The 25,683-nt window shown below is 46.8% G+C and carries 25 protein-coding genes, 1 tRNA gene and 1 pseudogene; 12 read left to right on the forward strand and 15 right to left on the reverse strand.

What is annotated here, in order from left to right; all coding sequences use genetic code 11:
* Positions 1 to 162 (forward strand): annotated as a pseudogene (locus H6F63_RS30235) (IS701 family transposase); the annotation flags it as partial.
* Here H6F63_RS30235 and H6F63_RS25765 read toward each other — a convergent pair.
* The gene (locus H6F63_RS25765) at positions 92 to 361 is read right to left on the reverse strand and encodes a hypothetical protein (RefSeq protein ID WP_190640162.1); all 270 of its coding nucleotides are present in this window, start codon (positions 359 to 361) and stop codon (positions 92 to 94) included. The pseudogene H6F63_RS30235 and the gene H6F63_RS25765 overlap by 71 nt on opposite strands.
* Before the next feature lie 270 nt (positions 362 to 631).
* Complete coding sequence (locus tag H6F63_RS25770; RefSeq protein ID WP_190640163.1) at positions 632 to 796, reverse strand: hypothetical protein; 165 nt, start codon at positions 794 to 796, stop codon at positions 632 to 634.
* Positions 797 to 860: 64 nt separating this feature from the next.
* Between H6F63_RS25770 and H6F63_RS25775 the strand changes: the two genes are divergently transcribed.
* The gene (locus H6F63_RS25775) at positions 861 to 1,103 is read left to right on the forward strand and encodes a hypothetical protein (RefSeq protein WP_190443720.1); all 243 of its coding nucleotides are present in this window, start codon (positions 861 to 863) and stop codon (positions 1,101 to 1,103) included.
* A gap of 4 nt (positions 1,104 to 1,107) precedes the next feature.
* Here the strand turns inward: H6F63_RS25775 and H6F63_RS25780 are convergent.
* Positions 1,108 to 1,181, reverse strand: a tRNA-Pro gene (locus H6F63_RS25780).
* A gap of 136 nt (positions 1,182 to 1,317) precedes the next feature.
* Here H6F63_RS25780 and lipA point away from each other — a divergent pair.
* From lipA to H6F63_RS25800, 4 genes are all read left to right on the forward strand, one after another.
* On the forward strand, positions 1,318 to 2,196 hold the full coding sequence (gene lipA / locus H6F63_RS25785; RefSeq protein ID WP_190640164.1) for a lipoyl synthase: 879 nt from the start codon (positions 1,318 to 1,320) through the stop codon (positions 2,194 to 2,196).
* A 101-nt stretch (positions 2,197 to 2,297) separates the two neighbouring features.
* Positions 2,298 to 3,218: an NAD(P)H-dependent glycerol-3-phosphate dehydrogenase gene (locus tag H6F63_RS25790; protein WP_190640264.1), complete on the forward strand. Its 921-nt coding sequence runs from the start codon at positions 2,298 to 2,300 to the stop codon at positions 3,216 to 3,218.
* Between the two features lie 479 nt (positions 3,219 to 3,697).
* On the forward strand, positions 3,698 to 4,969 hold the full coding sequence (gene sigC / locus H6F63_RS25795; RefSeq protein WP_190640165.1) for an RNA polymerase sigma factor SigC: 1,272 nt from the start codon (positions 3,698 to 3,700) through the stop codon (positions 4,967 to 4,969).
* A gap of 280 nt (positions 4,970 to 5,249) precedes the next feature.
* On the forward strand, positions 5,250 to 5,705 hold the full coding sequence (locus H6F63_RS25800) for a transcriptional repressor (protein ID WP_190426608.1): 456 nt from the start codon (positions 5,250 to 5,252) through the stop codon (positions 5,703 to 5,705).
* An 81-nt stretch (positions 5,706 to 5,786) separates the two neighbouring features.
* Here H6F63_RS25800 and H6F63_RS25805 read toward each other — a convergent pair whose 3' ends face one another.
* From H6F63_RS25805 to H6F63_RS25860, 12 genes are all read right to left on the reverse strand, one after another.
* Complete coding sequence (locus tag H6F63_RS25805; RefSeq protein WP_190640166.1) at positions 5,787 to 6,947, reverse strand: peptidoglycan-binding protein; 1,161 nt, start codon at positions 6,945 to 6,947, stop codon at positions 5,787 to 5,789.
* A gap of 258 nt (positions 6,948 to 7,205) precedes the next feature.
* A complete protein-coding gene (locus tag H6F63_RS25810; protein WP_190640167.1) occupies positions 7,206 to 8,159 on the reverse strand; it encodes a peptidoglycan-binding protein in 954 nt (317 codons plus the stop codon).
* A 70-nt stretch (positions 8,160 to 8,229) separates the two neighbouring features.
* A complete protein-coding gene (locus tag H6F63_RS29675) occupies positions 8,230 to 9,093 on the reverse strand; it encodes a peptidoglycan-binding protein (protein ID WP_190640168.1) in 864 nt (287 codons plus the stop codon).
* A 599-nt stretch (positions 9,094 to 9,692) separates the two neighbouring features.
* Positions 9,693 to 10,157 carry an SH3 domain-containing protein gene (locus tag H6F63_RS25820; RefSeq protein ID WP_190640169.1) on the reverse strand — a complete coding sequence of 155 codons (465 nt, stop codon included), beginning with the start codon at positions 10,155 to 10,157 and terminating at the stop codon, positions 9,693 to 9,695.
* Positions 10,154 to 11,683: an AAA family ATPase gene (locus H6F63_RS25825; protein WP_190640170.1), complete on the reverse strand. Its 1,530-nt coding sequence runs from the start codon at positions 11,681 to 11,683 to the stop codon at positions 10,154 to 10,156. The genes H6F63_RS25820 and H6F63_RS25825 overlap by 4 nt, the downstream gene beginning before the upstream one ends.
* Positions 11,684 to 11,771: 88 nt before the next feature.
* Complete coding sequence (locus tag H6F63_RS25830; protein WP_190640171.1) at positions 11,772 to 12,278, reverse strand: YceD family protein; 507 nt, start codon at positions 12,276 to 12,278, stop codon at positions 11,772 to 11,774.
* A gap of 78 nt (positions 12,279 to 12,356) precedes the next feature.
* Entirely contained in the window at positions 12,357 to 12,872 is a 516-nt protein-coding gene (locus H6F63_RS25835) for a R3H domain-containing nucleic acid-binding protein (protein ID WP_190426627.1), read from the reverse strand.
* 2 nt (positions 12,873 to 12,874) lie between these two features.
* Positions 12,875 to 14,038, reverse strand: a complete 1,164-nt coding sequence (gene yidC, locus H6F63_RS25840) for a membrane protein insertase YidC (RefSeq protein ID WP_190436752.1) — start codon at positions 14,036 to 14,038, stop codon at positions 12,875 to 12,877.
* A gap of 175 nt (positions 14,039 to 14,213) precedes the next feature.
* On the reverse strand, positions 14,214 to 14,612 hold the full coding sequence (locus tag H6F63_RS25845; protein ID WP_190436749.1) for a PH domain-containing protein: 399 nt from the start codon (positions 14,610 to 14,612) through the stop codon (positions 14,214 to 14,216).
* Positions 14,602 to 14,982 carry a ribonuclease P protein component gene (gene rnpA, locus H6F63_RS25850; RefSeq protein ID WP_190640172.1) on the reverse strand — a complete coding sequence of 127 codons (381 nt, stop codon included), beginning with the start codon at positions 14,980 to 14,982 and terminating at the stop codon, positions 14,602 to 14,604. The genes H6F63_RS25845 and rnpA overlap by 11 nt, the downstream gene beginning before the upstream one ends.
* Positions 14,983 to 15,055: 73 nt before the next feature.
* Entirely contained in the window at positions 15,056 to 15,193 is a 138-nt protein-coding gene (gene rpmH / locus H6F63_RS25855; protein WP_190426639.1) for a 50S ribosomal protein L34, read from the reverse strand.
* 191 nt (positions 15,194 to 15,384) lie between these two features.
* Entirely contained in the window at positions 15,385 to 15,918 is a 534-nt protein-coding gene (locus H6F63_RS25860) for a DUF2808 domain-containing protein (protein ID WP_190436742.1), read from the reverse strand.
* Between the two features lie 561 nt (positions 15,919 to 16,479).
* On the opposite strand from H6F63_RS25860, the gene H6F63_RS25865 reads away from it, so the two are divergent.
* The 6 genes from H6F63_RS25865 to H6F63_RS25890 all read left to right on the forward strand — a co-directional run bounded on the left by H6F63_RS25865 (position 16,480) and on the right by H6F63_RS25890 (position 25,674).
* Positions 16,480 to 17,625, forward strand: a complete 1,146-nt coding sequence (locus H6F63_RS25865; RefSeq protein WP_190640173.1) for a Re/Si-specific NAD(P)(+) transhydrogenase subunit alpha — start codon at positions 16,480 to 16,482, stop codon at positions 17,623 to 17,625.
* Between the two features lie 125 nt (positions 17,626 to 17,750).
* The gene (locus tag H6F63_RS25870) at positions 17,751 to 18,041 is read left to right on the forward strand and encodes an NAD(P) transhydrogenase subunit alpha (protein ID WP_190436737.1); all 291 of its coding nucleotides are present in this window, start codon (positions 17,751 to 17,753) and stop codon (positions 18,039 to 18,041) included.
* A 60-nt stretch (positions 18,042 to 18,101) separates the two neighbouring features.
* Positions 18,102 to 19,502 carry an NAD(P)(+) transhydrogenase (Re/Si-specific) subunit beta gene (locus H6F63_RS25875; protein ID WP_190640174.1) on the forward strand — a complete coding sequence of 467 codons (1,401 nt, stop codon included), beginning with the start codon at positions 18,102 to 18,104 and terminating at the stop codon, positions 19,500 to 19,502.
* Positions 19,503 to 20,373: 871 nt separating this feature from the next.
* Positions 20,374 to 21,720, forward strand: coding sequence for a serpin family protein (locus H6F63_RS25880; RefSeq protein WP_190640175.1), 1,347 nt, complete (start codon positions 20,374 to 20,376; stop codon positions 21,718 to 21,720).
* Between the two features lie 272 nt (positions 21,721 to 21,992).
* Positions 21,993 to 24,974, forward strand: a complete 2,982-nt coding sequence (pruA, locus tag H6F63_RS25885; RefSeq protein WP_190640176.1) for an L-glutamate gamma-semialdehyde dehydrogenase — start codon at positions 21,993 to 21,995, stop codon at positions 24,972 to 24,974.
* Between the two features lie 148 nt (positions 24,975 to 25,122).
* Entirely contained in the window at positions 25,123 to 25,674 is a 552-nt protein-coding gene (locus H6F63_RS25890) for a nuclear transport factor 2 family protein (protein ID WP_190640177.1), read from the forward strand.
* The last annotated feature ends 9 nt before the right edge of the window (positions 25,675 to 25,683 follow it).

A 25,683-nucleotide genomic window follows, 5' to 3' on the forward strand; every position in this document is an offset into this window, starting at 1 on the left:
CAACGCAATCATATTGGTTTGGCGATTCGAGCGTTTCTACGCCTGGAGATGCATTGGTTCAATACTGGCATTAGTTGGTATGAATCTAAAGTCAGCATTGTTCGTGAGGCTGTGCGCTCTTATTTAGCAGCTCCTTGGTTGACTCTTCCAGCAACTGCGTAAGTCCTGACTCAATTAAAACCAGCTCTCCATCTAGGTCATAGCCAAAAGCATCAACTTCCCAATTTGCTCCCGTTTTCTTGCCAGGAAAAGAACATTTTTCAGCTTCTATTCTATTTAGATCAAGATAAGGGCAAATACGATCATCATTAAGAATTTCTCTGGTCAAATTTTCATATTCTTGTGAGTTATTGTTTGGCATAATCAGCTCTCTGGACAAGTTTAAATAGCCTCAAACTAGGACAGCCAGGCTTTCTGTATAAGGCAAGGAAACAACGATCCCATGATTCTACTTGGGAGCCAGTGCGCGATCGCTCTTTTCCAGATTAGTACATAAACACTAATGAGTAGGAAACCAATTCATAAAAATGTAATCTGTTAACTCCTACAAGCATTGCAGAGACACGATTGCATGATTCTACTTCCGAGACAGTGCGCGATCGCATCCTTCATTTATTCTTCCCACGTACAGCTAAAAAATCCCATCTAGCTGTACCAAAATTACTGGCTGGGTTTTAAACACCAGATGCGATCGCCCCACCCTACTGATATTGATTGTAAAAGCGCGATCGCTCTCAATTTGATTACCACTTTCGACGGATGAACATCTTTCAGAAAATTTCAACACTTGTGACATAACTAACAGCAAAAATTCTGTAGTTACGCATTCTTATGTGTGCCGTGTCCAAGGAGAAAATAAAATGTTTTCACAACCCAAGCACGTTGATGCAGTTGGCGCTGACACCACAGGTAGTGGTTTTCTCACCCCTGATGCTGGCCCTGATACTTCACGCGCCGACTATGCTGATAATCAGGCAGATACGAATGACTCTAGCCACGATTATGACAACGTTGATGAACAAATTCCCGATACTTCACTAAAAGAATCTCAGGCTAACGTTGCCGATCATCAAATGAGGATTATCGGTCGTACATCAGGTTGAAAAATCGGGATGACTGGATTCGAACCAGCGGCCCCTTCGTCCCGAACGAAGTGCGCTACCAAACTGCGCCACATCCCGTTACCATAAAGGCAATCTTAATCCACGATATCACGCCGAATCCCTTTTCACCAACCCACAGCAAGGGAAATTAACTCAAGCAGTAAGAATGCTTGATACTATTAACTCTGTATGACTACAGTGGGAAAAGCGGGTCGTGGCAGTTAAACCAGAATGGTTGCGGGTGAAAGCGCCTCAGTGGGAGCGCGTTGGCAATGTTAAAGAAATATTGCGGGATTTGGGGCTAAATACAGTTTGCGAAGAAGCATCTTGTCCCAATATTGGGGAGTGTTTTAACGCCGGGACAGCAACTTTCTTAATTATGGGGCCTGCCTGCACGAGAGCTTGTCCTTACTGCGATATAGATTTTGAGAAGAAGCCGCAACCGCTAGACGCTACGGAACCGGAAAGATTAGCGGAAGCTGTCCGACGGCTACGACTAAATCATGTGGTGATTACTTCTGTGAACCGGGACGATTTACCAGATGGTGGTGCGTCTCAGTTTGTTCGCTGCATTGAAGCGGTTCGCGCCACCTCGCCAAAGACGACAATTGAGGTGCTGATTCCTGACTTGTGTAGTAACTGGGAAGCGCTGGAGAAAATTCTGCAAGCTGCGCCAGAGGTGCTGAATCATAATACAGAAACAGTTCCGAGTCTGTATCGGCGGGTGCGTCCTCAAGGAAATTATGCGCGATCGCTCGAATTGTTGCGTCTAACTCGTCAGATTGCACCTTGGGTTTATACTAAATCTGGCTTGATGGTGGGACTGGGAGAAACTGATGCCGAAATTCGGCAAGTTATGCAGGATTTGCGCGATGTAGACTGCGATATCTTGACTATCGGGCAATATCTGCAACCCACTCAGAAGCATTTAAAAGTTGATAGCTTCGTGACACCAGCCCAGTTTGACGCTTGGAGACAGTTTGGAGAATCGGTGGGATTTTTGCAAGTCGTCGCCTCTCCCCTCACCCGTAGCTCTTATCATGCTGAACAGGTACGCGAATTGATGCAACGCTATCCCCGAAGCAAATTTTAAATTTCTAGAGGCGAAGTATTGCTGCTGATAATTGGCTGGGATAAGTTAAAATTTCTGCTTGGCAATGCTTCGCCCTAACGGTGATTAATCCAAAATCCAAAATCCAAAATCCAAAATCGATAGTCATTCTGGGATCTGGTGCCTGGGGTACAACATTGGCATCTCTAGCCTCTAAGAATGGCTATGACGTGCGTTTGTGGTCGCGTCAGGGTTCTGTGCTACTAGAGGACATTCTAGAGGGCGCACATATTGTTTTATCAGCCATCTCGATGAAAGGTGTCGCCTCGGTGGTGGCGCAAGTACAATCTTTGCCTGTCTCCCCAGATACCATCTTTGTAACAGCGACCAAAGGGTTAGATCCAGCTACCACAAGTACACCTTCGCAAATTTGGCAAGCGGCGTTCCCCACAAATCCCGTCGTTGTTCTGTCTGGCCCGAATCTTTCTAAAGAAATTCAACAGGGGTTGCCAGCAGCTACCGTGGTAGCCAGCACAGATGCGATCGCTGCTTCATCCGTGCAAGCGGTATTCTCTTCCCCAAGTTTTCGGGTTTATACCAATGCTGACCCTTTGGGAGTCGAACTGGGTGGTACGCTGAAAAACGTCATGGCGATCGCTGCTGGCACCTGCGACGGTTTACAACTAGGAACCAATGCCAAAGCCGCTTTATTAACCCGTGGCTTGACCGAAATCATCCGCATTGGCAACCACTGGGGCGCACAAACTGAAACGTTTTATGGTTTATCAGGACTTGGGGACTTACTCGCCACCTGCAACAGCAGCCTCAGCCGCAATTATCAGGTTGGTTATTCTTTGGCTCAAGGCAAGACGCTTTCTGAGGTTTTAGCTGAATTGGAAGGGACAGCTGAAGGTGTCAACACCACCTCAGTTTTGATTCAAAGAGCCAACGCAAAAGGAATTTCTGTTCCCATATCTTACCAGGTTTACCGCCTACTCCAAGGAGAAATTACCCCGCTCTCTGCGGTTGAGGCATTGATGCTTAGAGACAGCAAGCCAGAGTGATCTGATACAAGGATTTTGGATTTTGCATTAAGGATTTTGGATTGAAAAAAGGTCTTTTCCCAATCCAAAATCCCCAGCCCCCAATCCCCAGTCAGGGAACTTGTGCGAACAATATTCTTTCTAATAAGAGGTAATTCTTCAGGAAATGCTCTTGCTAGTGATGTAGATTAACCTAGCGTATTGACCCAAGTCACTACTCTGGGATTGATAGCTGCTTATACTAGCTCCTAAAGATAGAAATCTGAATCCTTCTGGAGACAGGTTTCTGGAAGTCAAATTGTCCTAGTGTCAGCGCCAGCAGTTGATAGCGATGCGTGTACTAGGTGTCAAAGGAGCGGGGTCAAATAGAAACCCTGTTGGTGGGTGCGAGAAGTAATTAAAAGAACAATAAGCAGTAGTAGTTTCGTCTTGGAGAATGGGAATCCTAAATAAGTAGTGACTAACTGAAAGATTATTCCGGTCGCAATTGAGAGATCCCTATGCCAGCCACCCCTTTCTATACAGAGACAGAATTTGAACCGATCGCTCCTGACTTCAGCTTTGGGCTGTCAAGTCACGGCGACGACGATCGACCACCAGTAGACGATCTCAGTGAGCCTGAGATCGAAATGATAGACGCTCTTGATGAGCAACTCGACGAGTCCCGCCCCTCAGCAAGTGCCAGTCGTCGTACAACCGATTTGGTGCGCTTATACCTTCAGGAAATTGGTCGGGTTCGTTTACTAGGGCGAGATGAAGAAGTCTCGGAAGCTCAAAAAGTCCAGCGTCATATGCGTTTGCTGGAATTGAGAAGTGACGCTGCGACTAAGGGTGATGAAGTAATTAAACCCTATGTCCATCTGATTAATGTTCACGATCGTCTGGCTTCTCAACTAGGGCATCGTCCTTCTTTGGAACGCTGGGCGGCAGAAGCTGGTATTGAAGTAAGCAACCTGAAGCCCAGTTTGGCAGCAGGAAAGCGACGCTGGGCAGAGATAGCTATTCTGAATGTCGAGGAACTAGAGGCGATTCAGAATACTGGCATCCGCGCCAAAGAACACATGATCAAGGCTAACTTGCGCTTGGTGGTGTCGGTAGCGAAAAAATATCAAAATCGCGGCTTGGAATTGTTGGATTTAGTTCAGGAAGGAACTCTCGGACTAGAACGGGCGGTAGAGAAGTTCGATCCGACAAAGGGTTATCGGTTTAGCACCTATGCTTATTGGTGGATTCGTCAGGGGATTACGCGCGCGATCGCTACTCAAAGCCGCACCATCCGCCTTCCAGTTCACATCACCGAAAAGCTCAACAAAATCAAGAAAGCTCAGCGAAAAATTTCTCAAGAAAAAGGTCGCACCGCCACCATTGAAGATATCGGTCATGAGTTAGACATGACAGCCGAACAGGTGCGGGAAGTTTTGCTGCGCGTCCCCCGCTCTGTCTCTTTAGAAATTAAAGTTGGTAAGGAGAAAGACACTGAACTAGGCGACTTGCTAGAAACAGATAGCATATCTCCCGAAGAAGTGTTAATGCGAGAAGCTTTACACCGCGATTTGCAGAATTTGCTTGACGATCTCACCAGCCGAGAGAGAGATGTGATTCAGATGCGGTTTGGCTTAGGAGATGGTCATCCTTATTCCTTGGCAGAAATTGGTCGCGCTTTGGATTTGTCTAGGGAACGAGTCCGGCAAATTGAAGCCAAAGCCCTACAGAAGTTGCGGCAACCCAAGCGCCGCAACCGCGTGCGAGATTATCTAGAATCTTTGGGGTAAAAGAACATAAAAGGTAAAAGGCAATCATCGAATTCTTTCTTTTGCCTTTTACCTTTTATCTTTTACATGATTGCCTTTTAAGTAGTTTCGTCAAAAGTGAAAAAGCAATCATGTAAAAGACATAATTCTTTACTTCTGCTTTTTCCGGTTTCCTTCTATACTTTCCTGCTTCTTGACTGCTTTGCTTATTAATTATCATTCTCAATAAGATAACTTTGTTGCAAATATTCTGGCAATTCGCTATCCTTCTCAATAGGGCTACTTTCTTGAGAAGGTAAATATGTCATTTTATACAGCAACCTCCCTCAAGGCTGAACTCAATGAGCGGGGCTGGCGTTTAACTCCCCAGCGGGAAACTATCCTGAATGTGTTTCAACATCTCCCCAGAGGTCAGCATCTCAGTGCGGAAGACCTATACGAGCTGCTGCACAGCGAAAGTGAGGATATCAGCCTATCCACCATTTACCGAACTCTAAAGTTAATGGCTCGGCTGGGCATTCTACGCGAACTAGAACTGGCGGAAGGACATAAGCATTACGAACTCAATCAACCTTACCCGCATCACCACCATCATTTGATCTGTGTTCGGTGTAACAAGACGATTGAATTCAAGAATGACTCGATATTAAAAACAGGCACCCGAACCGCCAAAAAAGAGGGGTATCATCTGCTTGACTGTCAGTTGACGATTCACGCCGTCTGTCCGTCTTGCCAACGGGCGTTACTGCCAATTTAAGCAAATAGGGGCAGTAGCTAGTACAGCGATGGGAAAACAGCCGCTAAACGAGCGATTAGCTTTTAAAGCTAATCGCCAAAGTTAGAAGCGTCCCTTCACAATGTCATCAGCACTGAGTCCATAGTCACGCTGTGCAGCTTCGACAGCTGCTTTGGTTTGCTTATCGAAAACACCATTTAACGGGCCGTTATAAAAGCCATTTTCTTTCAAACGCTTTTGCAAGGACAGCATACTGGAGCGATCGCTTGCTTTTGCGCTTGCCTTCTGTAATGCTGCTAAAGTATTTGGCCCCACAACCCCATCAGCAGGTAAGCGTTGTTCTTGCTGAAACTTGGTGACAGCATCTTTAGTTTCTTGGTCGAAGTAACCAGTTAACCGACCTTGATAGTATTCCATTTGCCGCAGCTGTCGCTGGACGGCTGCTACCTGTTGGCTGGTTTGACCGAATTGCACGAATGGGCCAGTAGAAACAACGGCTGGTTTTGCCGCAGTCCGAAACTCTCCATTTCCCACACCCAGTAAAGCCGCCTGAGTGTCTGTACCTGCAACGCCATCAACAGGCATTCCCGCCACTTTCTGAAATTGGGTAACGGCTGCTTTAGTTAACGGACCATAATAGCCAGTGGCATTCGCCTTCAAGTAACCCCGTTTTTGCAACTGCTGCTGAAGGGCGGCTACCTCTGCACCCTTGTCCCCTTCCTGCAAAGCGCCACGGCGACGGTTGCTCACCTGTGGAGGGTTCCTCACCTGCGGACGAGTGACCCGTTGACGGTTCACCTGCGGACGGTTAACTAGCAGACGGTTGCTCACCTGCTGACGGTTACTTGCCTGTGTTTGGTTATTCCTCCTTGGAATGCTTAAAGCTGCCTCAGTTTGCGGCCCTACAATGCCATCTGGTGCTAGTCCTTTAGCTTTTTGGAATTGGATCACCGCCTCTGTGGTCAAGGGACCAAAATTTCCAGTGGCATTTGCCCTGAAGTAGCCTAGCTGTTGCAAACGTTTCTGGAGGGTAACTACCTCTGAACCACTTTCCCCAGGCTGAAGCGTTGCCAACGCGACCGATGCCATTCCCAAATAGCTTAAGCTAACTGCCAGCGATAGCATATACATACTCGCCGTGCTGGAAAGCTTTTTGCACTCCAGTCCCTGAAAAAACTTCTGGTTATTGAGGGCAGAAACTTGCTTGATGTTGACGGGTTCCTCGTAGGCAAGAGCAAGATGGATATAGGCAAGAGTTTCCATAATTATCTAGGGCTTCTTTTGATAGCAAGTTTAGCAGGTCAATTTCAACAAATAGACACACTTATAGTAACTATCAGCGGGACTCTTTCACTGCATCCAGCCGATAAGATTGTATAAGCGCATATTGCCTTTCAGCACTGCTTCGGGTTGAAGATATTCTTGCATTCAAATAGGAAGCCTTAGTTTTCTGGCATCTTATATTTTTTACCGCCAGTCTAGCTAGTCGATTAAGAGGCTTGTAAATATATCATATTTTTGCTATTGGCGATAGACTACCCGTGCATCAAGTCCACACGAGCGCAAAAACTCGGACTGACTTTCAGCCCTGTTGTAGTCAGGAAATGCGCCTGTTTGAACGTAATTCCCTAATCTCGAATCTGTCCTAAAATTCACAGAACCAACACGCAAACGCAAACACTGGCGCACGTCATCCAGTTCGTTTTCGCTCCCTGGTACGATCACTACATAGGAAAGGGGACGATTTCTAGCAACAGCACGACGGACTCCCAATTCGTCCAGGGTTTCCCGATCGAGACGACCGTCAGCGAATATATCCCTATCTCTTTGAAACTCCCTGATCGCCTGCCTGGTTCGTGAACCAATAATTCCATCGATGGGGCCAGGGTTGTAACCCAACTGTCTTAACCGTAGCTGAACACTCCTATTAAAAGCGCGATCGCCTTCTCGAAATATGTCTCTTTCACCAAGGTTGTTGGTATCTAATGGTCTGTCAAAATTAGAAAAATCGTCTCTGATACCCGGCAATACGTCATTTCCAAACTCAAAATTGTATTGTTGGCTCTGGGGCCGCCTAACGTTAAATAATGCTGCCCTGGTTGCCGAACCAACCTCGCCATCCGGTGCCAGTCCATTATTTCTCTGGAATTCGATTACAGCTGCTCTGGTCTGCGAACCAAAAAAGCCAGTAATAGATCCCCTGAAGTAGTTCAAATCTTGCAAACGTCTTTGGACCTCTGCCACTTCCGGATCTCTGCTTCCTTGCTGAAGCACCCTCTGTGCCAACGCATCGGAGGCCATGCCCAACACCACCAAAGAAACGGCCAGCGATAGAAAATGAATACTCGCTCTGCTAGAAAGCTTTTTCCAATTCAGTCCGGCAAAAAGTTTCTGGTTGTTCCAGATAGGAGAAAAACTGGCTTCCTTGGGTGTCTCGTAGGCTAAGGAAATATGAAGATATGCTAGAGTTTCCACGGTTATTGCAGTATATTTATCTCGCCAGTCTAGCCGAAAAAATTCATCAAATAGCTATTCCTAAGAGTTGCTACCGTAAGTAAACAACCCTTGCTTGCAACCCACGAGATCGCAGCATTTCCGCTTGGCCTTCGGCGCTAGACGGATTGGGAAATGTCCCTGCATAAATATCTGCATCCTGCCTCGAATCCTTTGGATACGCATTAGACACGTATTGGCGCACTTGTAAAAGCGTCTCGGCACTTTCAGGGATGACTACGACCAAGTAGGGAGAATTTGAACTTCCAAGGTATCCCGCTGCAAACCAGGTTTCCTTCCCAACAATGCCGTCAACACGTAAACCTCTTTCTACCTGAAAACGCTTCACCGCTCGGGCCGTTTGCCCGCCATATTTCCCATCGATAGGGCCTTTGTAGAACCCGGCAGCTTTCAACCTTTGCTGCGCTTCTATGACTTGGGAACCGCGATCGCCTATTCGCAGTCCGCGCACGCTGACACTCAAGCCTTCTGATTGCTTAGTTTTTGTCTTTTTGCCGCCCTCCATGTGACGCTTCAGCGCCGCTAGAGTTTGCGTACCCGCTATGCCGTCAGCAGCTAAGCCATTAGCTGCCTGAAACCGCTTTACGGCAGCTTGGGTTAACTTGCCATAATATCCAGTTACAGGCCCTTTATAGTATTTTGCCGCCATCAAGTTATTTTGCAGCGCCGTCACTTCTGCACCCCTGTCCTCTATTTGCATGGCGCTAGCGCTGGCGATCGCGCTTAGGATAGCTAGATTCAGCGCCAGCGATAGCATATAGATACTCGCTTTGCTGGAAAGCTTATGCCAGTTTAGTCCCTCAAAAAGTTTCAACTTCTTCAGGACAGGCGGAGTACCAGCGTCTGTAGTTTCCTCGTAGGCTACTGCCAGATGAAGATATGCAAGGGTTTCCATTATTGTCCTGCAAAACCAAAACCAATAGGCGCTAATCCACCTTATAGATGTTTTAGCTGCTGTTTTCGGCTTATTTTACGACAATTTAAGGGTTTATAGTTACTTACTTCAGGGATAGTTTATTAAAAATGATAATTGACGGTGTTACTTTGGATAAAATCTGTCCCTTCACACCCATTTAAACTAAACTCTTGGAATCAAAAACTCAGGAAAGCAGCACTGGTAAAGCAGTAATTACCATAACTGCCAGGGAATGTTGACCTTGAGTTAGGGGCAAATAAGCGAAGCTTCTCTTTTCTCAAGCCTGCTATAACAGCAGATCCCAGTTTCTTGTTAGAGTTTTTGTCATACATAATTTGTTATCCATCGGTAAGGTGGAAAATGGCTGTAAGTAATGGTTTTTCAACCTGCCACCCGCTCTTTACCTGCTGGAAAAGTTGCCAGAATATGGCAATTAAAATTTAGCTAATTTTAACATACTGCTCATTTCTTAGGGACGCGGCAATGCCATGTCCCGACGTAGCGCACCCAAGATGCCTGCGCTACGTCGGGGAGAGAAAAATCCCCATTGAAAATTTTAAATTTGCTGGTTGCTACGTTTATTCTGAGTCAACTCGCTTAACGTTACCAGCTTTGATCCAACCTTGTTGTTCGCCATTTTCTAGGCGTACCTGCTGCCACCTTTTATCGTCGCTTTCTTTTATAACCACAACTCGCTGATTGAATCCAACCCCACCAACGCGGCTGGCTTCCAGACTGGGGTTCTCCCGTAGACTCAAGCCTTCTGGCCAGGTGACACTGGCTATGTAGGCTCCTGGTTCTAGCGGAGTCGAGGCTGTAGGAGTGGGACTGGCTGGAGCAGAGGACGCTGGTGTTGGCTTTTTGGACGCGCTGGCTGCCGCCTTGGCTTTCAGCACCGATTTATCGTTTGCATACATCGGTTTCGCGGGCGGTGTTGAGAGTTTAGTCAGGAAGTAATAAGCAGTGGCACCACCAGCCACCAGCAAAAGGGAGATCGCCAGGAAAAAACCTATTAGAAATTTTACTAACCCCGAAAAACTCATGAGGGTGATTCCGGTTGTTGCAACTTATGAAAGCGACTACTCAAACTACAGTGTCTCGAAGCCATACGGGCTTTACCTGCGGCTGCCCAATCTTGTAGAAACTGGATTTGCTCGCTTGCAGTCCGCGCCAGAGGGACAATCTGGCTGGCGGCTTCTAGAATATCATCTACGGTGAAGTCTCGGTTCTGGCTAAATCCAATGTGCATTGCTTCTATAAGCGTTTGCTCAATTTCTGCCCCGGAAAAGTCCGGTGTCTCGTATGCCAGCCGATCTAAATCGTAGCTATTCAAGTTGTGAGGCCGCAGTCGGGATAAGTGTACCGCAAAAATGGCACGACGTTCCTCTGTTTCTGGCAAACCGACAAAAAAGATTTCATCAAATCTGCCTTTCCGGAGCATTTCCGGCGGTAAAGCCTGAATATTGTTAGCGGTGGCAACTACAAAAACTGGGGAGGTTTTTTCTGCCAGCCAGGTAATAAAGGTGCCAAAAACGCGGTTGCTGGTTCCGGCATCTCCTTTACCATCCATTCCAGAGAAGGCTTTGTCAATTTCATCTATCCATAGTACACAGGGAGCTAAGGCTTCTGCGAGTTGAATCATCTGTCTGGTGCGAGATTCTGATTCTCCCACCAATCCCCCAAAGAGTCGCCCAACGTCTAGGCGCAATAGGGGTAGGTGCCAGTGATGGGCGATCGCTTTTGCTGTTAGAGATTTCCCAGTTCCCTGAATTCCCACCAGCAGTAAACCTCTGGGATAAGGTAAACCATATTGCCTAGCTCGTTCTGAGAAGGCACCGCCTCGCCGCAGCAGCCAGTCTTTCAGGTTATCTAAACCGCCAATATCAGAAATTTTCTCAGTTGTCGGATAAAACTCTAATATTTGCGTCTGACGAATGCTCTGACGCTTTTCTTCTAGCACCAGTTCCACGTCTTCGGGACGCAGTTCGCCGTGGGTTGCGATCGCGCGTGCCAAAACCCGTCGAATCCGATCCATTGACAAACCTTGGCAGGAACGCACCAGTTCATCCAAGACTTTGCCGCCGAGAGATTTACCTGTCGCACCTAGCAGACGCTCTACTTCGTTCTTAATTTCTGCTGGTGCTGGCAGGGGAAATTCTATGACTGTCAAAACTTCGCCCAAGTCTGAGGGAATATTAACTTGCGGCGACACAATAACAATGTTTTTTGGCTGGGATTTCAGCCGCCGCGATAAATTCCGAAGTTTTCTGGAGACGGAAATATCTTCTAAAAAGCGGTGAAAATCTCTCAAAAGGAAGATTGCAGGGGAGGCTGCGGGTAATTTTTCTACAAATTCTAATGCTTGTAGGGGATTACGACGACCGAACCCGGCATCGTTGGGGTTGCCTTGGTAGCCATCAACAAAATCCCAGATATAGACTGCGCGCTCGCCCGTTCGTTGAGCGCACTGTGCGATCACCGCTTCTACTCGCTCCTCTTCGGGAGTCGGAATATAAATTGCCGGATAACGGGCGCGTAGGAGCAGTTCAAACTCGTCACTGAAGCTCATATTGTTGTTAAGAAGGCTAATGGCTAATGGCTATTTACTCGCTTGTTCTAAATCCATTAGCCATTAGCCAATAACTAATGACTAATGACTATTTGGGCAGTTGTCTCTTGAGCGCTTCTAAAGCCTCCCAACGCCGATCTGAGGCCATTTCGGAGGCATTTTTATCGCCTGCTTGAATTCCCGAACAGTTTTTGTCACAGAGATTTCTGGGAGGAATTGCTAGACACAGCTGTTCGTACAACCAAACATCGGGGTGAAAATCACCGTATGGCGACAGCATTTCCACCAAATCTTCTAGCGGTGTCTCCCGTTCCAAAGGCCCGCTATCAGGTTTTTCTGCCGCTTCATCTAGCCAAATCATTTCTGAGGTATTAAGGGCTAGGCGGTGGTTATACTGTTGCAAGCAGCGGTGGCAGGTGAGTGTGGTAATTGCTTCTGCAACAGCAGAAACCTCAAGGTAATTTCCTTGATGGGTAACTTTTATCTGTCCGCGCACTGGGGTTAAGGTTTCCAGTTCCGGTAAAAACTCATCAATTTCTATTACTTCGGTGCGCTCTGGCGCTTTTGTCAATCCCGGAATATAAACCGTCTTCATAGTGATTCAGCCATCCTTCTTACAAAATTAAAAATGAAAAATTAAAAACTTAAGCTTTTAATTTTTCATTTTTAATTTTTAACTCCTCAGCCGCACAACCAACCTTCGATCTGGCTCCTGACCTCGACTGTAGGTTTCTAAATCTTCGCTCTCTTGAAAATAGGTATGAACTTGACGACGTTCGGCTGAAGACAATGATTTCATTTCATATTCTTGACCAGTTTGGCGCACCTGCCCTGCGGCATATTCAGCCATTTCCAGTAGTTCTGCTTGCCGCTTTTGCCGATAGCCGTCGAGTTCAATGGTGTACGCTGTTTGATTTTCCCGATCTTGGCCAAGGTTCAAAATCGAATTAGCAAGATACTGGATGGCATCAAGAGCAGTACCTTCAGTGCCAATTAAGGCTTGAATTTGTGCTGGTGTTAGTTTGGTTTCGTCGATAGTCAACCAGTAGCTTACTCCTGATTCTTCTGTTGGCGAGTCAATTGCTGGCTCGATCGCTTGCTTTTCGACTGTAACGCCTGTGGGAAATTTCCCTAACCGCAGAAGTTCTTCCAGCCACTGTTGACCCCGCTGCATTATGCGATCGCTCATGGCTAACTCGAAGCTTTTTTCTTAGATCGACCGGGTTCAAAGGGAAGTGCCTCTCTTTCCTTTGATTTTGTTTCTTTTTCTGTTTCTTTTTCTTGCACCTCTACCATTTTCTGGATATTTTCTGGCAGTGGTTCCCGCGACAGAATAAATGTCTGAGCGGTCTGAAAAATGTTGGCAATGACCATGTACATCAGCACTCCAGCTGGCAAGGGGAAGAACAAAAACATTCCCGAAAACAGGACTGGGGTGATTTTGTTTACCGTCGCTTGCTGTGCGTTTGCGTCGCCTGAACCGCTGTTCTGTCCAGAGAGAACTTGGTTGATATACAAACTGATGCCAAAAAACAGCACCATTCCGATGATATCCCAGTGGATAGTTCCGTCGTCATCAAAAGCGCCCACACGACCAAGCGCATCAATAAATAGGAATCCCTTATCTGCCGCCAGTCCCGGAACTATTCCCTGAATAGTTGCTTCCCCAGGCTGTAAAGCTTCCAGGGTGCCATCTTCATTCAACCGCACCCGATCCTCGCCTTTTGTCACCTTCCAATGAGGCACCAGCTTGGTTTCGGGATAGTCGGTGAGTAGTTGGGACAGGGGTTTTCCCTCAACACTTTGAAATTCTACTTTGGTTTTTTCCCCAATCGCAAGGCGATTGCCCCCAGGCAGCAAAGCTGCAATCGGAGCATGAACGCCATCGGTAAAGTAAATGTTTTGCGGTTTGGTTACAAAAGCTTGCGGTTGGATGCGTTCAATTTGTTCTTGAGGAAATATTTCCAGGTTGACGGAGTAGTTTACATCAGAAAACGGCGAACCCCGCAAAGTGGCGAACAAGGCAAACAGAACTGGCATTTGCACCAACACAGGGAAACATCCTGCCAAAGGGTTGCCAAACTCTTTGAACAGCTTGCTCATTTCTTCCTGCTGTTTTGCCGGATCGTCTTTGTAGAGTTTCTGAATCTCTTCTTGCCGCTTTTTCATCAGCGGTTGAGTAACTTTCATCCGCCGCATATTGCGAATAGAGCCTGCACTCAGTGGATAGAGTGCAAAGCGAATCACAAGTGTCAGCGCCACGATGGCGAGACCATAGCTTGGCACAATCCCGTAGAAGAAATCCAGGATTGGCAGCATGACATTATTGGAGAGAAACCCGATACCAAAGTCCATTCGTTCTGAGTCAAAGAGGGCGCTAGTAACTTGAAGTGAATCTAATCTAAATTTATCTAATGTTTCTCGTTTTGGGGGTTGTATAGCATCACAAAAGCTTCCCTGGCGCTGAATTTAGATTTTAAATGTCATAAATTTCATTGTTCCATCTAAAATTCTTCAGCAAGGAAGAATGCTACCCTAACGACTTGGAGGAACCACCCGGTTTCCCGGTTCTGGCATCTACATTCTCGGTGATGTAATCATAAATTTCCCGGAATCTAGGCAGGGATCTGAGTTCTAGACGGCTACCATCTCTGAGGGTTAGCACCATGTCACCCCAGAGTCCGAGTCCTCTGGGAACTTTAACGGCCTTGACGATTTCTGAGTAGATGATGTCGGTGCGATCGCGCCCCATCCAACCACCTGTCACCGATATCCGGCGATCGGTAATCCGGTAGCGCAACCACAGCGATCGCACAATCGCACCTACTGTCAGCGGCAAACAGATTACTGTGAATCCCAACAGAATATTTATAATCAAATCGCCAATATGCGGCCCACCTTCATAAAAGGTTTCCTCTTTAATCGCCATCTAGTACCTCTGCTTGTGCCAACAACTGCTCTAATTCTCGCAAAATTTGACCATAATCGCACTCAACTGCTGTCGGTCGCACCACCACTACTAACCTCCAGCCTGGTGATAGTCGGGGCAACAGACAGCGAAAAGCTGCTCGAATTCGTCGCTTGATGCGGTTCCGGATTACTGCTCGTTTGCTGACTTTTAAGCTGATAGATATTCCTATCCGTGTCGGCACCTTACCAGTTCCCACACCAGTTGCGCCCCCAAGCGGCGACCTTAGTGCTCGTAAAGTTAAGTGAGTGGTATTGCGCCGCACTCCACTCTGATACACGGCTGTAAAATCTCGCCGATGCCGGAGTCGATTTGCTTTCGATAATGCCACTGGAAACTTCCTTACCTCGGTGGCTTGGAGAAGGTTGAAGGCGAAATTAATTCATCCTTCATCCTCCATCTTCCTAAACGCTAAGGCGATAACGTCCTTTTTTTCTCCGGGCTTTGATAACGTTCTGACCGTTTGTGGTACGCATCCGCGCCCGAAAACCGGATGTTCTTTTTTGTTTGCGGTTAGTGCCGCCGAGAGTCCGCTGAGTCATCGGTGATTACTCCTATAGCAATTGATGCTGTAAAAAAAAGTCACAATTCTCTAGCTTAGCACCAAATCTCTGCGAGTGCCTTTTACCCAATGGCTGGAAGGCTCTCTCCGTAAAGGCAAAATGCCTACAATAATTTGCTCTCTCAGTCCTCTTGCCTGCGCCAAGGACGTGAGAGAAGTTGCTTTTCGTTGTTAATTAATACTCAAAATCCAGGTGCCGAGGTAACGCGGCAACGGTACATCACCGGGAGTGAGGATGGCAGCATTGAAATAATAAACTCCCCCAAAAGGCGGGTTCTTCACGTTAGAGAACACCAATTCTACATTGTTCCCAGCCGGAACTGGCTCCTCCATATAAATTAGAACCTTGTGATTTTCTTTGTCCCAGTTAACCTCTCGAATGGGAAACTTTTTACCTTTGACACGCACCTCCATGCTTTTAGTGTCAAACTTCCCTTTGTAGTAGTCCGGATAAGAAACGATAAACTGGGCAGCGCCTAATTCCATTTTCTTACCGGGAATCTTCAGCCGATAGCGATCCCAATTATCCGATTGACCGCCGAAATCCAAAAAGTAGGACAATTGATTTTGCCGCTCTACACCACTAAAGATGGTTAATCCAGGCAGATTCTGCGCCTGAGTCAGGGTGGAAAACCCCGCAAGCAAGCAACCAGTCGCCGCCAGAGCAGTCAGGAGGCGTCGTGTAGAGGATTTTATGGACAACATAGGCTGATTCCCTCAACTGTAGATAGTGAGATAGTGGGCTGGGCGTTACTAAACTTTACTGTTTTTGACTGTATCAGGTATTTCACAATACCTGATGAATCGGTGCTTGTGACGCGGAAAGCTTATAAAAAGTGCCTCCCGTTGGGGACGCGGGGACGTGGGAGATTTTTGTTTGGTGGCCAAGCGCATGAGCATCTATGGCGAAGAGAGCTGCTGCATCACCGATCTCGCTTAACAGCCATCTTTTTATTGACTAATGTATACCATTGTATAGTTTTTTATTTAATTTTTTGAATAAATTTGACAAAATCAACAGCAACCAGAGGTTTCAATTAATCTTAACTGACGGCACAGAAGCTAATAGCCACCGAAAATTTTTAGGGCAAGCTTTTCCATCATTAAGATGAAAGTTTTTTAAAATTGTCTAGAAGTGTGTGGATATTACAAAGAATGTGCGATCGCGCTCAATCCAAATTCATAAGACAAAATTAAAGATACGGATTGGGATTTAAGAATTAACATAGGATTCCAAAGGGCGGGAAAAATTGATTGGGAGAATTCATGAGAATATCGGTTGCTAAAGAAGTTGAAGTTGGTGAACATCGCGTTGCTCTGGTGCCTGACACTGTAGGCAAGTTGGTCAAACAGGGTTTAGAAGTATGGGTAGAGGCGGGTGCTGGCGAGCAGGCATTTTTCTCTAATGAAGCCTATGAAGCAGCCGGAGCAAAGATTGTCGGCGATACAGCGGCTTTGTGGGGTGAGGCGGATGTCCTACTAAAAGTTAATCCGCCGGCATTGCATGAAGTTCACCAGATGAAGGAAGGAAGCGCCTTGGTTGGGTTTCTCAATCCTCTAGGGAACCCAACATTGGTGCAACGTTTAGCCGAGCAGAAAGTAACAGCTTTCAGTATGGAGATGATTCCCCGCACCAGTAGGGCGCAAAGCATGGATGCTTTGTCGTCTCAGGCGGGGGTGGCAGGTTATAAGGCGGTATTGATTGCGGCGGCGGCTTTGCCGAAGTTTTTCCCAATGTTGACGACAGCAGCAGGTACAATCGCACCAGCGAAGGTGTTTGTGATGGGCGCAGGTGTGGCGGGACTGCAAGCGATCGCTACCGCTAGACGACTTGGCGCTGTAGTAGAAGCTTTTGATATTCGCCCAGCGGTGAAGGAAGAAGTACAAAGCTTGGGAGCCAAATTCGTCGAAGTCAAACTGGAAGAAGAGACTGTGGCGGCTGGAGGCTATGCTAAAGAAGTTTCTGAAGCATCCAAGCAGCGGACTCAGGAAGTCGTAGCCGAACACGTCGCCCAGTCGGATGTGGTAATCACCACCGCCCAAGTACCGGGTAGAAAAGCACCCATACTTGTGACTGAGGAAATGGTAGCTCGAATGAAGCCTGGTTCGGTAATTGTAGATTTGGCAGCCGACCAAGGCGGAAACTGTGCTTGTACCCAAGCAGGGAAAGATGTCCAGCGCAACGGCGTGACGATTATTGGGCCGATTAATTTACCTTCATCTCTGCCAGTTAACGCCAGTCAAATGTATTCCAAAAACGTTTTGACTTTGGTGCAATACCTGATTAAAGACGGTACATTGCAGTTGAATTTTGAAGATGACATCACCAACAGCACTTGTGTCGCCCATGCTGGAGAGATTCGCAATCAACGGGTAAAAGATGCGATCGCTCAAATAACAGTCAACGCATAGTAATGGGGACTGGGAACAAGGAATTTCTGGTTCCCAGTCCCAGGCTGGAAACCAGAATATAGAGGCTAGAGCCTCTTATTGAGACTGGTGCAAGATGTAAGTTTAATGAAAGGATTTGGGAACTGATGACAGAAGCATTGATTGCCGCTTTGTTCGTGTTTGTGTTGGCATCTTTTACTGGATTTGAAATTATCAACAAAGTACCGCCAACGCTCCATACTCCCCTCATGTCTGGGGCAAATGCGATTTCTGGAATTGCCGTGATTGGGGCACTGCTCGTCTCTGGAGAGCGCGATACAAATCTCAGCGTCATTTTGGGCTTGATAGCCGTGGTGCTGGCAACCATTAACGTTGTAGGTGGTTTCTTGGTGACAGATCGGATGTTGCAAATGTTCAAGAAAAAAGCGGCTAGCTAATGGCTAATGGAAAAACAAATTAGCCATTAGCAATCATTCAACTAACAACTAACAACTGATATGACCGATTTTCTGCCAACTGGAATACAACTGACTTATTTAGTCGCAGCATCTTTATTCATTTTGGGGTTGAAAAAACTGGGTTCGCCAGCAACAGCTCGTCAAGGCAACTTATGGGCAGCTATAGGGATGCTGCTGGCGGTGGTGGCAACGCTGCTGGATCGGCAAGTGTTGAACTACCAGATGATTTTGGTGGGTTTGCTGATTGGTTCCGTGTTGGGAGCGATCGCAGCCTATAAAGTAGAAATGACCGATATGCCCCAAATGGTCGGTTTACTCAACGGATTAGGAGGTGCTGCATCTGCCCTCGTTGCCGTGGCAGAATTTGGGCGGTTAGTGGGACATCAAGCCATACCCATCGATGCCAACATCTCGATCATCAGTAGTGTGTTTATCGGTGGTGTCACCTTCACTGGCAGTATGGTTGCCTTTGCCAAATTGCAAGGACTCATCAGCGGTAGCCCAATTACATTTCCCTTGCAGCAACCAATTAATGCTCTCCTTTTGGCAGGCTTTTTTGTTGCCACCGCCTATCTGCTAATCGATCCGCAAAACCTGCCCGTATTCGTGGGCATGGTTGGTATCTCCTTACTATTGGGCGTGCTGTTCGTTATTCCTATCGGCGGCGGCGATATGCCAGTAGTAATCTCCCTGTTGAACTCCCTATCCGGAGTAGCAGCAGCCGCCGCAGGTTTTGTGGTGATGAACAATATGCTGATCATCGCTGGTGCCTTGGTGGGCGCATCTGGATTAATCCTTACCGAGATTATGTGTAAGGCGATGAACCGCTCTTTAGCCAGCGTACTATTCGGTGCCTTTGGCAAAGCTGGCTCGTCTGGCGGCACTGGTGCAGCAGCAGGGGGCGATAAATCTGTCCGCACTGTCGATCCAGAAGAAGGGGCGATGATGTTGGGCTATGCTCGTTCTGTCGTGATTGTTCCCGGCTACGGTATGGCGGTGGCGCAAGCGCAGCACGCTGTCCGCGAATTAGCTGACGGCTTGGAAAAGCTGGGCGTTGAGGTGAAGTATGCGATTCACCCAGTTGCTGGGCGGATGCCTGGACACATGAACGTACTATTGGCAGAGGCAAATGTGCCTTATCCGCAGCTGTACGACATGGATGATATTAATCCCCAGTTTGAGCAGACTGATGTTGCCTTAGTTATTGGGGCAAATGATGTGGTAAATCCATCTGCTCGTCACGATTCTGGGAGTCCTATCTACGGAATGCCAATTTTGGAAGTAGATAAGGCGAAGCACACGATTGTGATTAAGCGGGGGATGAGTGCGGGTTTTGCTGGTGTGGATAATGAGCTTTTCTACAAAGACAAAACCATGATGCTTTTTGGTAGTGCGCGGGATGTGGTTGCGAAGCTGGTTGCTGAGGTGAAGCAACTTTAGGAACACCGCAAAGACACATTAGCGGATGCGCTCTATAGGGCGAAGGAAGAAGTAAAAAAGGCTTGCTGGCGGCAAGCCTTTTTTTTGCTAGAGCAGCTAAAAAAGCTGGAGATTGGTTCAAGGTGTAGAATATTCAGGCGGTTAATAAGCCTGCTTGACTTTTACAGCAAGCATAAAAATGAAGTAGAAAAACCCGTTTTTGGCAACCTTATTTTTTAGTTTAAATTGAATCTATTTTTGTGGTTTAGGGAAAGCATCAAACTCAGCCAAGAGATAAATTAAGCAATTTTCACAGAAAGCAGGGCTAAAATAAAGGTAGAATAAAGTTCTGTCCGTATGCAACTCGATCGGAAATAGGCGTGATACATTGAGAATATCGGCGGCTTCCAAGGAAGTAAAATCAGGGTTTAATTGCTATAGGGATACGCCACTTGAGTCAGCTATCATCAATTCGATGACTGACTGCTCTCAGTAAGGTTTGCGATGATTTGGAAGTGCGATCGCTCGCTTTGAAATCATCTCCCACTATTTCTATTGTGGGTTGTTAAATTCTAAGACTTGAGCCATATCTTGGGAATAGCATCTACCTCCGGTTCGCAAGCAAAGGCTCATCTCCAGCCTACCCTGGCATCAAAAACCGCTCCTTGTTGCTCAAGCCTACTCGCCTTAGAAAGGAAATATCCGTTTTAAGTTTTGAGTTACATATTTTAAATCAATCAAAACCAACAAAGGTGTATAAACAGCTTGCAGCACGGGTTTTAAACTTTTGTGCCAGATGTTTAGTGGGATGAAAGATAGGTTAGGCTAGGTTAACTATAAGCATCTGCTACATTCTCCAAAGCACTGATATGGCATTTTGCATGAAAGCAGCATGAAACAGATCATCGCGGGTTTCACCGCCGCTTTAGTAGGTTTGACGACCACTTTGGCTGGTTCCGCTTTGGCTTGTGAGCCTGGTATCCCTCTGAGTAATAAAACCTCCTCTGCCAATGCAGATGCTACCGCTACCCTGCCCTTAAAGCTTCGCCCTCAGACTCGGACTCCCATAATAATCAGCCAAAACCCATCGGAAAGTGGACAAGCTACAAGAGAGCTGTCTGCTGAGGTAAATACTGTGGTAGAGGGTAACAACGCCTTCGCCTTCGACTTATATAACAAGCTGCGTAATCAACAAGGGAATTTATTTTTCTCTCCCTACAGCATCTCAACAGCACTGGCTATGACCTACGCCGGAGCTAGGGGGCCAACGGCAACAGAGATGGCTACGGTTCTCCACTTCACTAATAAGCCAGAAAACCTACATTCGAGTTTTGCCACGCTCATAACTAAACTGATCTCTAGTAACCCCCAGGGGTATCAACTAAGCATTGCCAATCGGCTTTGGGGTCAGAAGGGATACGGCTTTAGCGATGCCTTCCTCAAAACTAGCCAGAATAACTATGGGGCGGGGTTAGAGCAGGTAGACTTCGCTGGTGCTACTGAACAGGCTCGTGGCACTATCAATAGCTGGGTGGCAAAAAAGACCCAAAACAAGATTGAAAACCTGATTGAACAGGGCATTCTCACCTCGAATACGAAGCTGGTACTGACAAACGCCATCTACTTTAAGGGCGCTTGGGCAAGTCAGTTTAACCCAAAAGATACCAAACAGGAAGCATTCAGTGTCACGGCAACTCAGCAAGTCAAGGTGCCGATGATGTACCAAGAAGCGGCGGTTCCCTTTGCAGATTTAGAGGAGCTGCAACTCTTGGAGCTGCCCTATGCTGATTCGGACATATCTATGGTAGTTCTCTTGCCGAAAAAAGTTAATGGGGTGGAACAACTAGAGCAGCAGCTAACGCCAGACAACCTCCAGAAGTGGTTATCGTCGGTTCGAGATGGGGGTAATGTTAAGATTTGGCTACCCAAGTTCAAGGTAGATTCAGGGATTGAGCTAAGCGATGTACTCTCAAGCATGGGAATGGCGATCGCTTTCAGTAAAACAGCCGATTTCTCTGGTATTAGCCCCAAGAAAGGACTCTCGATCTCGAAAATAATTCACAAAACTTTTGTGGATGTGGATGAGTTGGGGACTGAGGCAGCTGCGACTACAGGTGTTTTAATGGCAAGGGGCGGATCTGGGCAGTTTCGGGCAGATCATCCGTTTGTGTTTTTGATTCGGGATAATCGCTCTGAGAGCATTCTATTCGTGGGTCGTATGGTAAACCCGCTAGAGTAGTCCGTTGTAGCAATTCAAGGCTTGGGTGGGATACATCTGTTGGGGCATGGCATTGTCCCAACCAAGGTGGCGGCAACTTTATAACCGCAATATATTCCACCCAACCCTTGAAACACTATATTTCATCAGTTAAGCGTCATTAGTTATGAGTCATTGACAATCGACAACTGAGAACTAACTAAATTTGCTGCCAATGACGCAATAAACCGAGAAAATAAAAGATAGAGGCTTCCCAAGGTGAAGCTATATCTTGAATTAGGAGTCTGGCAGCTGTGGTTGTACAAATATCTTCTGATAGTAGTTACGAATTAAAAACCCAAGAAATTGCCAAACAGCTGTTGGCAGCAACTAGAGAAAATAAATCCTTTTTTGCCCAAATGCGCGACCAAATGCGCTGGGATGATAAATTACTTGCTTGGGCGATGGCTAGCCCTGGTTTGCGGGTGCAGTTGTTTCGCTTTATTGATACTTTGCCAGCACTACGTAGCAAACCGGAAGTTGCGCGTCACTTGCAGGAATATCTGGGGGATGAGTCGGTTGAACTACCAACTGCTCTCAAGGGGATGCTCAACTTTGCTTCTCCAGATTCTATGCCTGGTACTGTTGCGGCGACAACTGTGAATACAGCGGTTGAAACTTTGGCGCATAAGTACATTGCTGGAGAAAATATTAAGCAGGTAATTAAGACGGTTGAGAGTTTGCGGAAGCAAAAAATGGCTTTCACCATTGACCTTTTGGGTGAGGCTGTGATTACGGAAGCTGAGGCGCAGTCTTATCTTGACCGTTATTTGGAATTGATGGAGCAGTTGACGGATGCGGCTAAGTCGTGGTCAACTGTGGAGGCAATTGACAAGGCAGATGGGGAAGATTTACCAAAGGTACAAGTATCTGTTAAGTTAACGGCGTTTTACTCGCAGTTTGACCCGTTAGATGCTAAAGGAAGTGAGGAGCGAGTAAGCGATCGCATCCGCCTCCTACTACGTCGCGCCGCACAGTTGGGTGCTGCTGTTCACTTCGATATGGAACAGTATGCTTACAAAGACATTACTGTGTCTATCCTGAAAAAACTGTTGCTGGAAGATGAGTTTCGCAGTCGTACCGATGTCGGGATAACAATTCAGGCGTATCTGCGGGACAGCGAACAAGATGTAAAAGATTTGATTCCCTGGCTAAAAGAACGCGGTTATCCCCTGACGGTGCGCTTGGTGAAGGGCGCGTACTGGGATCAGGAGACAATCAAATCGATGCAGAAGGATTGGCCTGTGCCAGTTTATAGCGACAAAGCGGCAACTGATGCCAATTTTGAGAAGATTACCCAATTGTTGCTGGAAAATCACGAGTATCTTTATTCGGCAATTGGCAGTCATAACGTGCGATCGCAAGCACGGGCGATCGCGATCGCCGAAACTCTCAAAGTTCCCCGCCGTCGCTTTGAAATGCAAGTCCTCTACGGTATGGGCGATAAACTGGCAAAATCTTTAGTTGATAAAGGCTATCGAGTACGAGTTTATTGTCCTTATGGCGACTTGCTGCCGGGAATGGCTTATTTAATTCGCCGTTTGCTGGAAAATACGGCTAATAGTTCATTTTTACGGCAAAATCTGGAAGAACGCCCAGTAGAGGAATTGTTAGCGCCGCCTACCCCCTCTAACTCCGCGGTCAACGGGGTAGGGGGGACAAACGGAGCGTTCCCGAATGCGGCTGATACAGATTATGCTGAAATTGAGGCGAGAGCGCGATCGCAACAAGCTTATGCTACTGTGCGCCCCCAACTGGGTAAAACTTATTTGCCGTTGATTAATGGCGAATATGTAAACACAGCAGAAAGAGTTGATTCTGTCAACCCGTCAAATCCTAGCGAAATTATTGGCAAAGTCGGACTGATTAGCATCGAACAGGCAGAACAAGCGATTCAAGCGGCAAAAGCAGCATTCCCCGGTTGGCGGAAGACACCAGTCAGACAGCGGGCTGGTGTGTTGCGGAAAGCAGCAGATTTGATGGAACTCCGTCGCGCCGAATTATCAGCTTGGGTGGTGTTGGAAGTTGGCAAGGCGGTAAGAGAAGCTGATGGGGAAGTTTCGGAGGCGATTGACTTTTGTCGCTACTACGCCGACGAAATGGAACGGCTGGATGAAGGGTATAACTACGATATTGCTGGGGAAACCAACCGTTATATTTATCAGCCGCGAGGCGTGACGGTGGTGATTTCGCCTTGGAATTTCCCGATAGCGATCGCGACTGGGATGGCGGTGGCGGCGCTTGTTACGGGAAATTGTACTTTACTCAAGCCTGCGGAAACATCTTCTGTAATTGCTGCCAAAATAACTGAAATCTTGGTTGAGGCGGGGATACCGAAAGGTGTGTTTCAATACGTACCGGGGAGAGGTTCCCAAGCTGGTGCTTACATGGTGAAGCATCCCGACGTTCACCTGATTGCCTTTACCGGATCTCAAGAAGTTGGTTGTCGGATCTACGCCGATGCTGCGATTTTACAACCAGGGCAGAAACACCTGAAGCGGGTAATTGCCGAGATGGGCGGTAAGAATGGCATCATCGTAGACGAAAGTGCCGATTTAGACCAAGCTGTTGCGGGTGTGGTGTATTCAGCTTTTGGTTACAGCGGACAGAAGTGTTCAGCTTGTTCGCGGGTAATTGTGCTGGAACCAGTTTATGAGGCTTTTGTGGCGCGTTTGGTGGAAGCAACGCGAAGTCTCAACGTTGGGGAAGCCCACTTGCCCAGTACGCAAGTAGGCCCTGTGATTGATGCAACAGCTCAAGCCCGTATTCGTGACTATATCGAGAAAGGTCGCGCCGAAGCCAAACTTGCTTTAGAAATGCCTTCCCCTGATAACGGCTATTTTGTCGGCCCTACGATTTTCACGGAAGTACCGCCAGAGGCGACAATTGTCCAAGAAGAAATTTTTGGGCCAGTTGTGGCAGTCATGCGGGTGAAGAATTTTGAGGAAGCGATCGCAGTTGCCAATAACACCAATTTTGCCCTGACTGGTGGCTTGTATTCCCGCACACCTTCCCACATTGAACAAGCGCAAGCTGAGTTTGAAGTCGGCAACCTTTACATTAATCGTGGCATCACTGGCGCGATTGTCTCAAGGCAACCCTTCGGCGGCTTCAAGCTTTCCGGTGTTGGTTCCAAGGCTGGCGGCCCCGACTACTTGCTGCAATTCCTCGAACCTCGTGTAATCACTGAAAATATCCAACGCCAAGGTTTTGCGCCAATTGAAGGTGTAGATTAAAAAGTTTATTCCCCATGCAAGTAGCTATTTACATGGGGAATTTTTTGATCTAGATTGATCCAGAAGAATTTTTTAATACAGGAAAAAGAACCTATGGATATAAATGTTGTAGCTGTTCCAGTGCTAATGTTACTGGCGGGATATCCTCATGGATATAAATGTTGTAGCTGTTCCAGTGCTAATGTTACTGGCGGGATATCCTCAAGTAGGGTTAAATAACACAGAGTTACAGAAGCAGCAAACTAAAGTTCCTTTGTATGAGGAGCTAAATATTCAGAAAATAAAAAAGCTACCAGAAAAGGCTTTTGTTAAAAAGCAGTTATTGGCAGAAACAAAACAAAATCAGTCAGATAGACAGGCAATAAGAGAGTTGGTCAATAAACAATTCAAGGCTTTAAATGAGAAAAATATAGTAGCTTATATGGATACGGTTGATAAACAATCTCCTGGTTATGACCTCACTAAAGAATTATTAATGGAAGTTTACAAAACCTATGACTTAAAATATCAACTGAATAGTCTGGAGTTTATTCGTATATCTGCTAATGAAGCAAGGGTAAGGATGATTCAGACAACTACGAAGCTGAAAGGCCCTGAGTTTAGGAATAATACGTTAACATCAATAAATATACTGAAGAAAAGAAACGGTCAATGGAAAATGGATTCGACAGAAACAGAAAAAATTGAGTACCTAAATTAGGTTGCAGCT

The sequence above is a fragment of the Trichocoleus sp. FACHB-40 genome, assembly GCF_014695915.1.
Classification (GTDB): Bacteria; Cyanobacteriota; Cyanobacteriia; order Cyanobacteriales; family FACHB-T130; genus Funiculus; species Funiculus sociatus.

What these genes read in the sequence shown, in the direction of transcription:
- H6F63_RS25765 (WP_190640162.1), bottom strand. Translation starts at nt 361, where the DNA reads ATGCCAAACAATAACTCACAAGAATATGAAAATTTGACCAGAGAAATT.
- H6F63_RS25770 (WP_190640163.1), bottom strand. Translation starts at nt 796, where the DNA reads ATGTCACAAGTGTTGAAATTTTCTGAAAGATGTTCATCCGTCGAAAGT.
- H6F63_RS25775 (WP_190443720.1), top strand. Translation starts at nt 861, where the DNA reads ATGTTTTCACAACCCAAGCACGTTGATGCAGTTGGCGCTGACACCACA.
- sigC (WP_190640165.1), top strand. Translation starts at nt 3,698, where the DNA reads ATGCCAGCCACCCCTTTCTATACAGAGACAGAATTTGAACCGATCGCT.
- H6F63_RS25800 (WP_190426608.1), top strand. Translation starts at nt 5,250, where the DNA reads ATGTCATTTTATACAGCAACCTCCCTCAAGGCTGAACTCAATGAGCGG.
- H6F63_RS25805 (WP_190640166.1), bottom strand. Translation starts at nt 6,947, where the DNA reads ATGGAAACTCTTGCCTATATCCATCTTGCTCTTGCCTACGAGGAACCC.
- H6F63_RS29675 (WP_190640168.1), bottom strand. Translation starts at nt 9,093, where the DNA reads ATGGAAACCCTTGCATATCTTCATCTGGCAGTAGCCTACGAGGAAACT.
- H6F63_RS25820 (WP_190640169.1), bottom strand. Translation starts at nt 10,157, where the DNA reads ATGAGTTTTTCGGGGTTAGTAAAATTTCTAATAGGTTTTTTCCTGGCG.
- H6F63_RS25825 (WP_190640170.1), bottom strand. Translation starts at nt 11,683, where the DNA reads ATGAGCTTCAGTGACGAGTTTGAACTGCTCCTACGCGCCCGTTATCCG.
- H6F63_RS25830 (WP_190640171.1), bottom strand. Translation starts at nt 12,278, where the DNA reads ATGAAGACGGTTTATATTCCGGGATTGACAAAAGCGCCAGAGCGCACC.
- H6F63_RS25835 (WP_190426627.1), bottom strand. Translation starts at nt 12,872, where the DNA reads ATGAGCGATCGCATAATGCAGCGGGGTCAACAGTGGCTGGAAGAACTT.
- yidC (WP_190436752.1), bottom strand. Translation starts at nt 14,038, where the DNA reads ATGGACTTTGGTATCGGGTTTCTCTCCAATAATGTCATGCTGCCAATC.
- H6F63_RS25845 (WP_190436749.1), bottom strand. Translation starts at nt 14,612, where the DNA reads ATGGCGATTAAAGAGGAAACCTTTTATGAAGGTGGGCCGCATATTGGC.
- rpmH (WP_190426639.1), bottom strand. Translation starts at nt 15,193, where the DNA reads ATGACTCAGCGGACTCTCGGCGGCACTAACCGCAAACAAAAAAGAACA.
- H6F63_RS25860 (WP_190436742.1), bottom strand. Translation starts at nt 15,918, where the DNA reads ATGTTGTCCATAAAATCCTCTACACGACGCCTCCTGACTGCTCTGGCG.
- H6F63_RS25865 (WP_190640173.1), top strand. Translation starts at nt 16,480, where the DNA reads ATGAGAATATCGGTTGCTAAAGAAGTTGAAGTTGGTGAACATCGCGTT.
- H6F63_RS25870 (WP_190436737.1), top strand. Translation starts at nt 17,751, where the DNA reads ATGACAGAAGCATTGATTGCCGCTTTGTTCGTGTTTGTGTTGGCATCT.
- H6F63_RS25875 (WP_190640174.1), top strand. Translation starts at nt 18,102, where the DNA reads ATGACCGATTTTCTGCCAACTGGAATACAACTGACTTATTTAGTCGCA.
- H6F63_RS25880 (WP_190640175.1), top strand. Translation starts at nt 20,374, where the DNA reads ATGAAACAGATCATCGCGGGTTTCACCGCCGCTTTAGTAGGTTTGACG.
- H6F63_RS25890 (WP_190640177.1), top strand. Translation starts at nt 25,123, where the DNA reads ATGGATATAAATGTTGTAGCTGTTCCAGTGCTAATGTTACTGGCGGGA.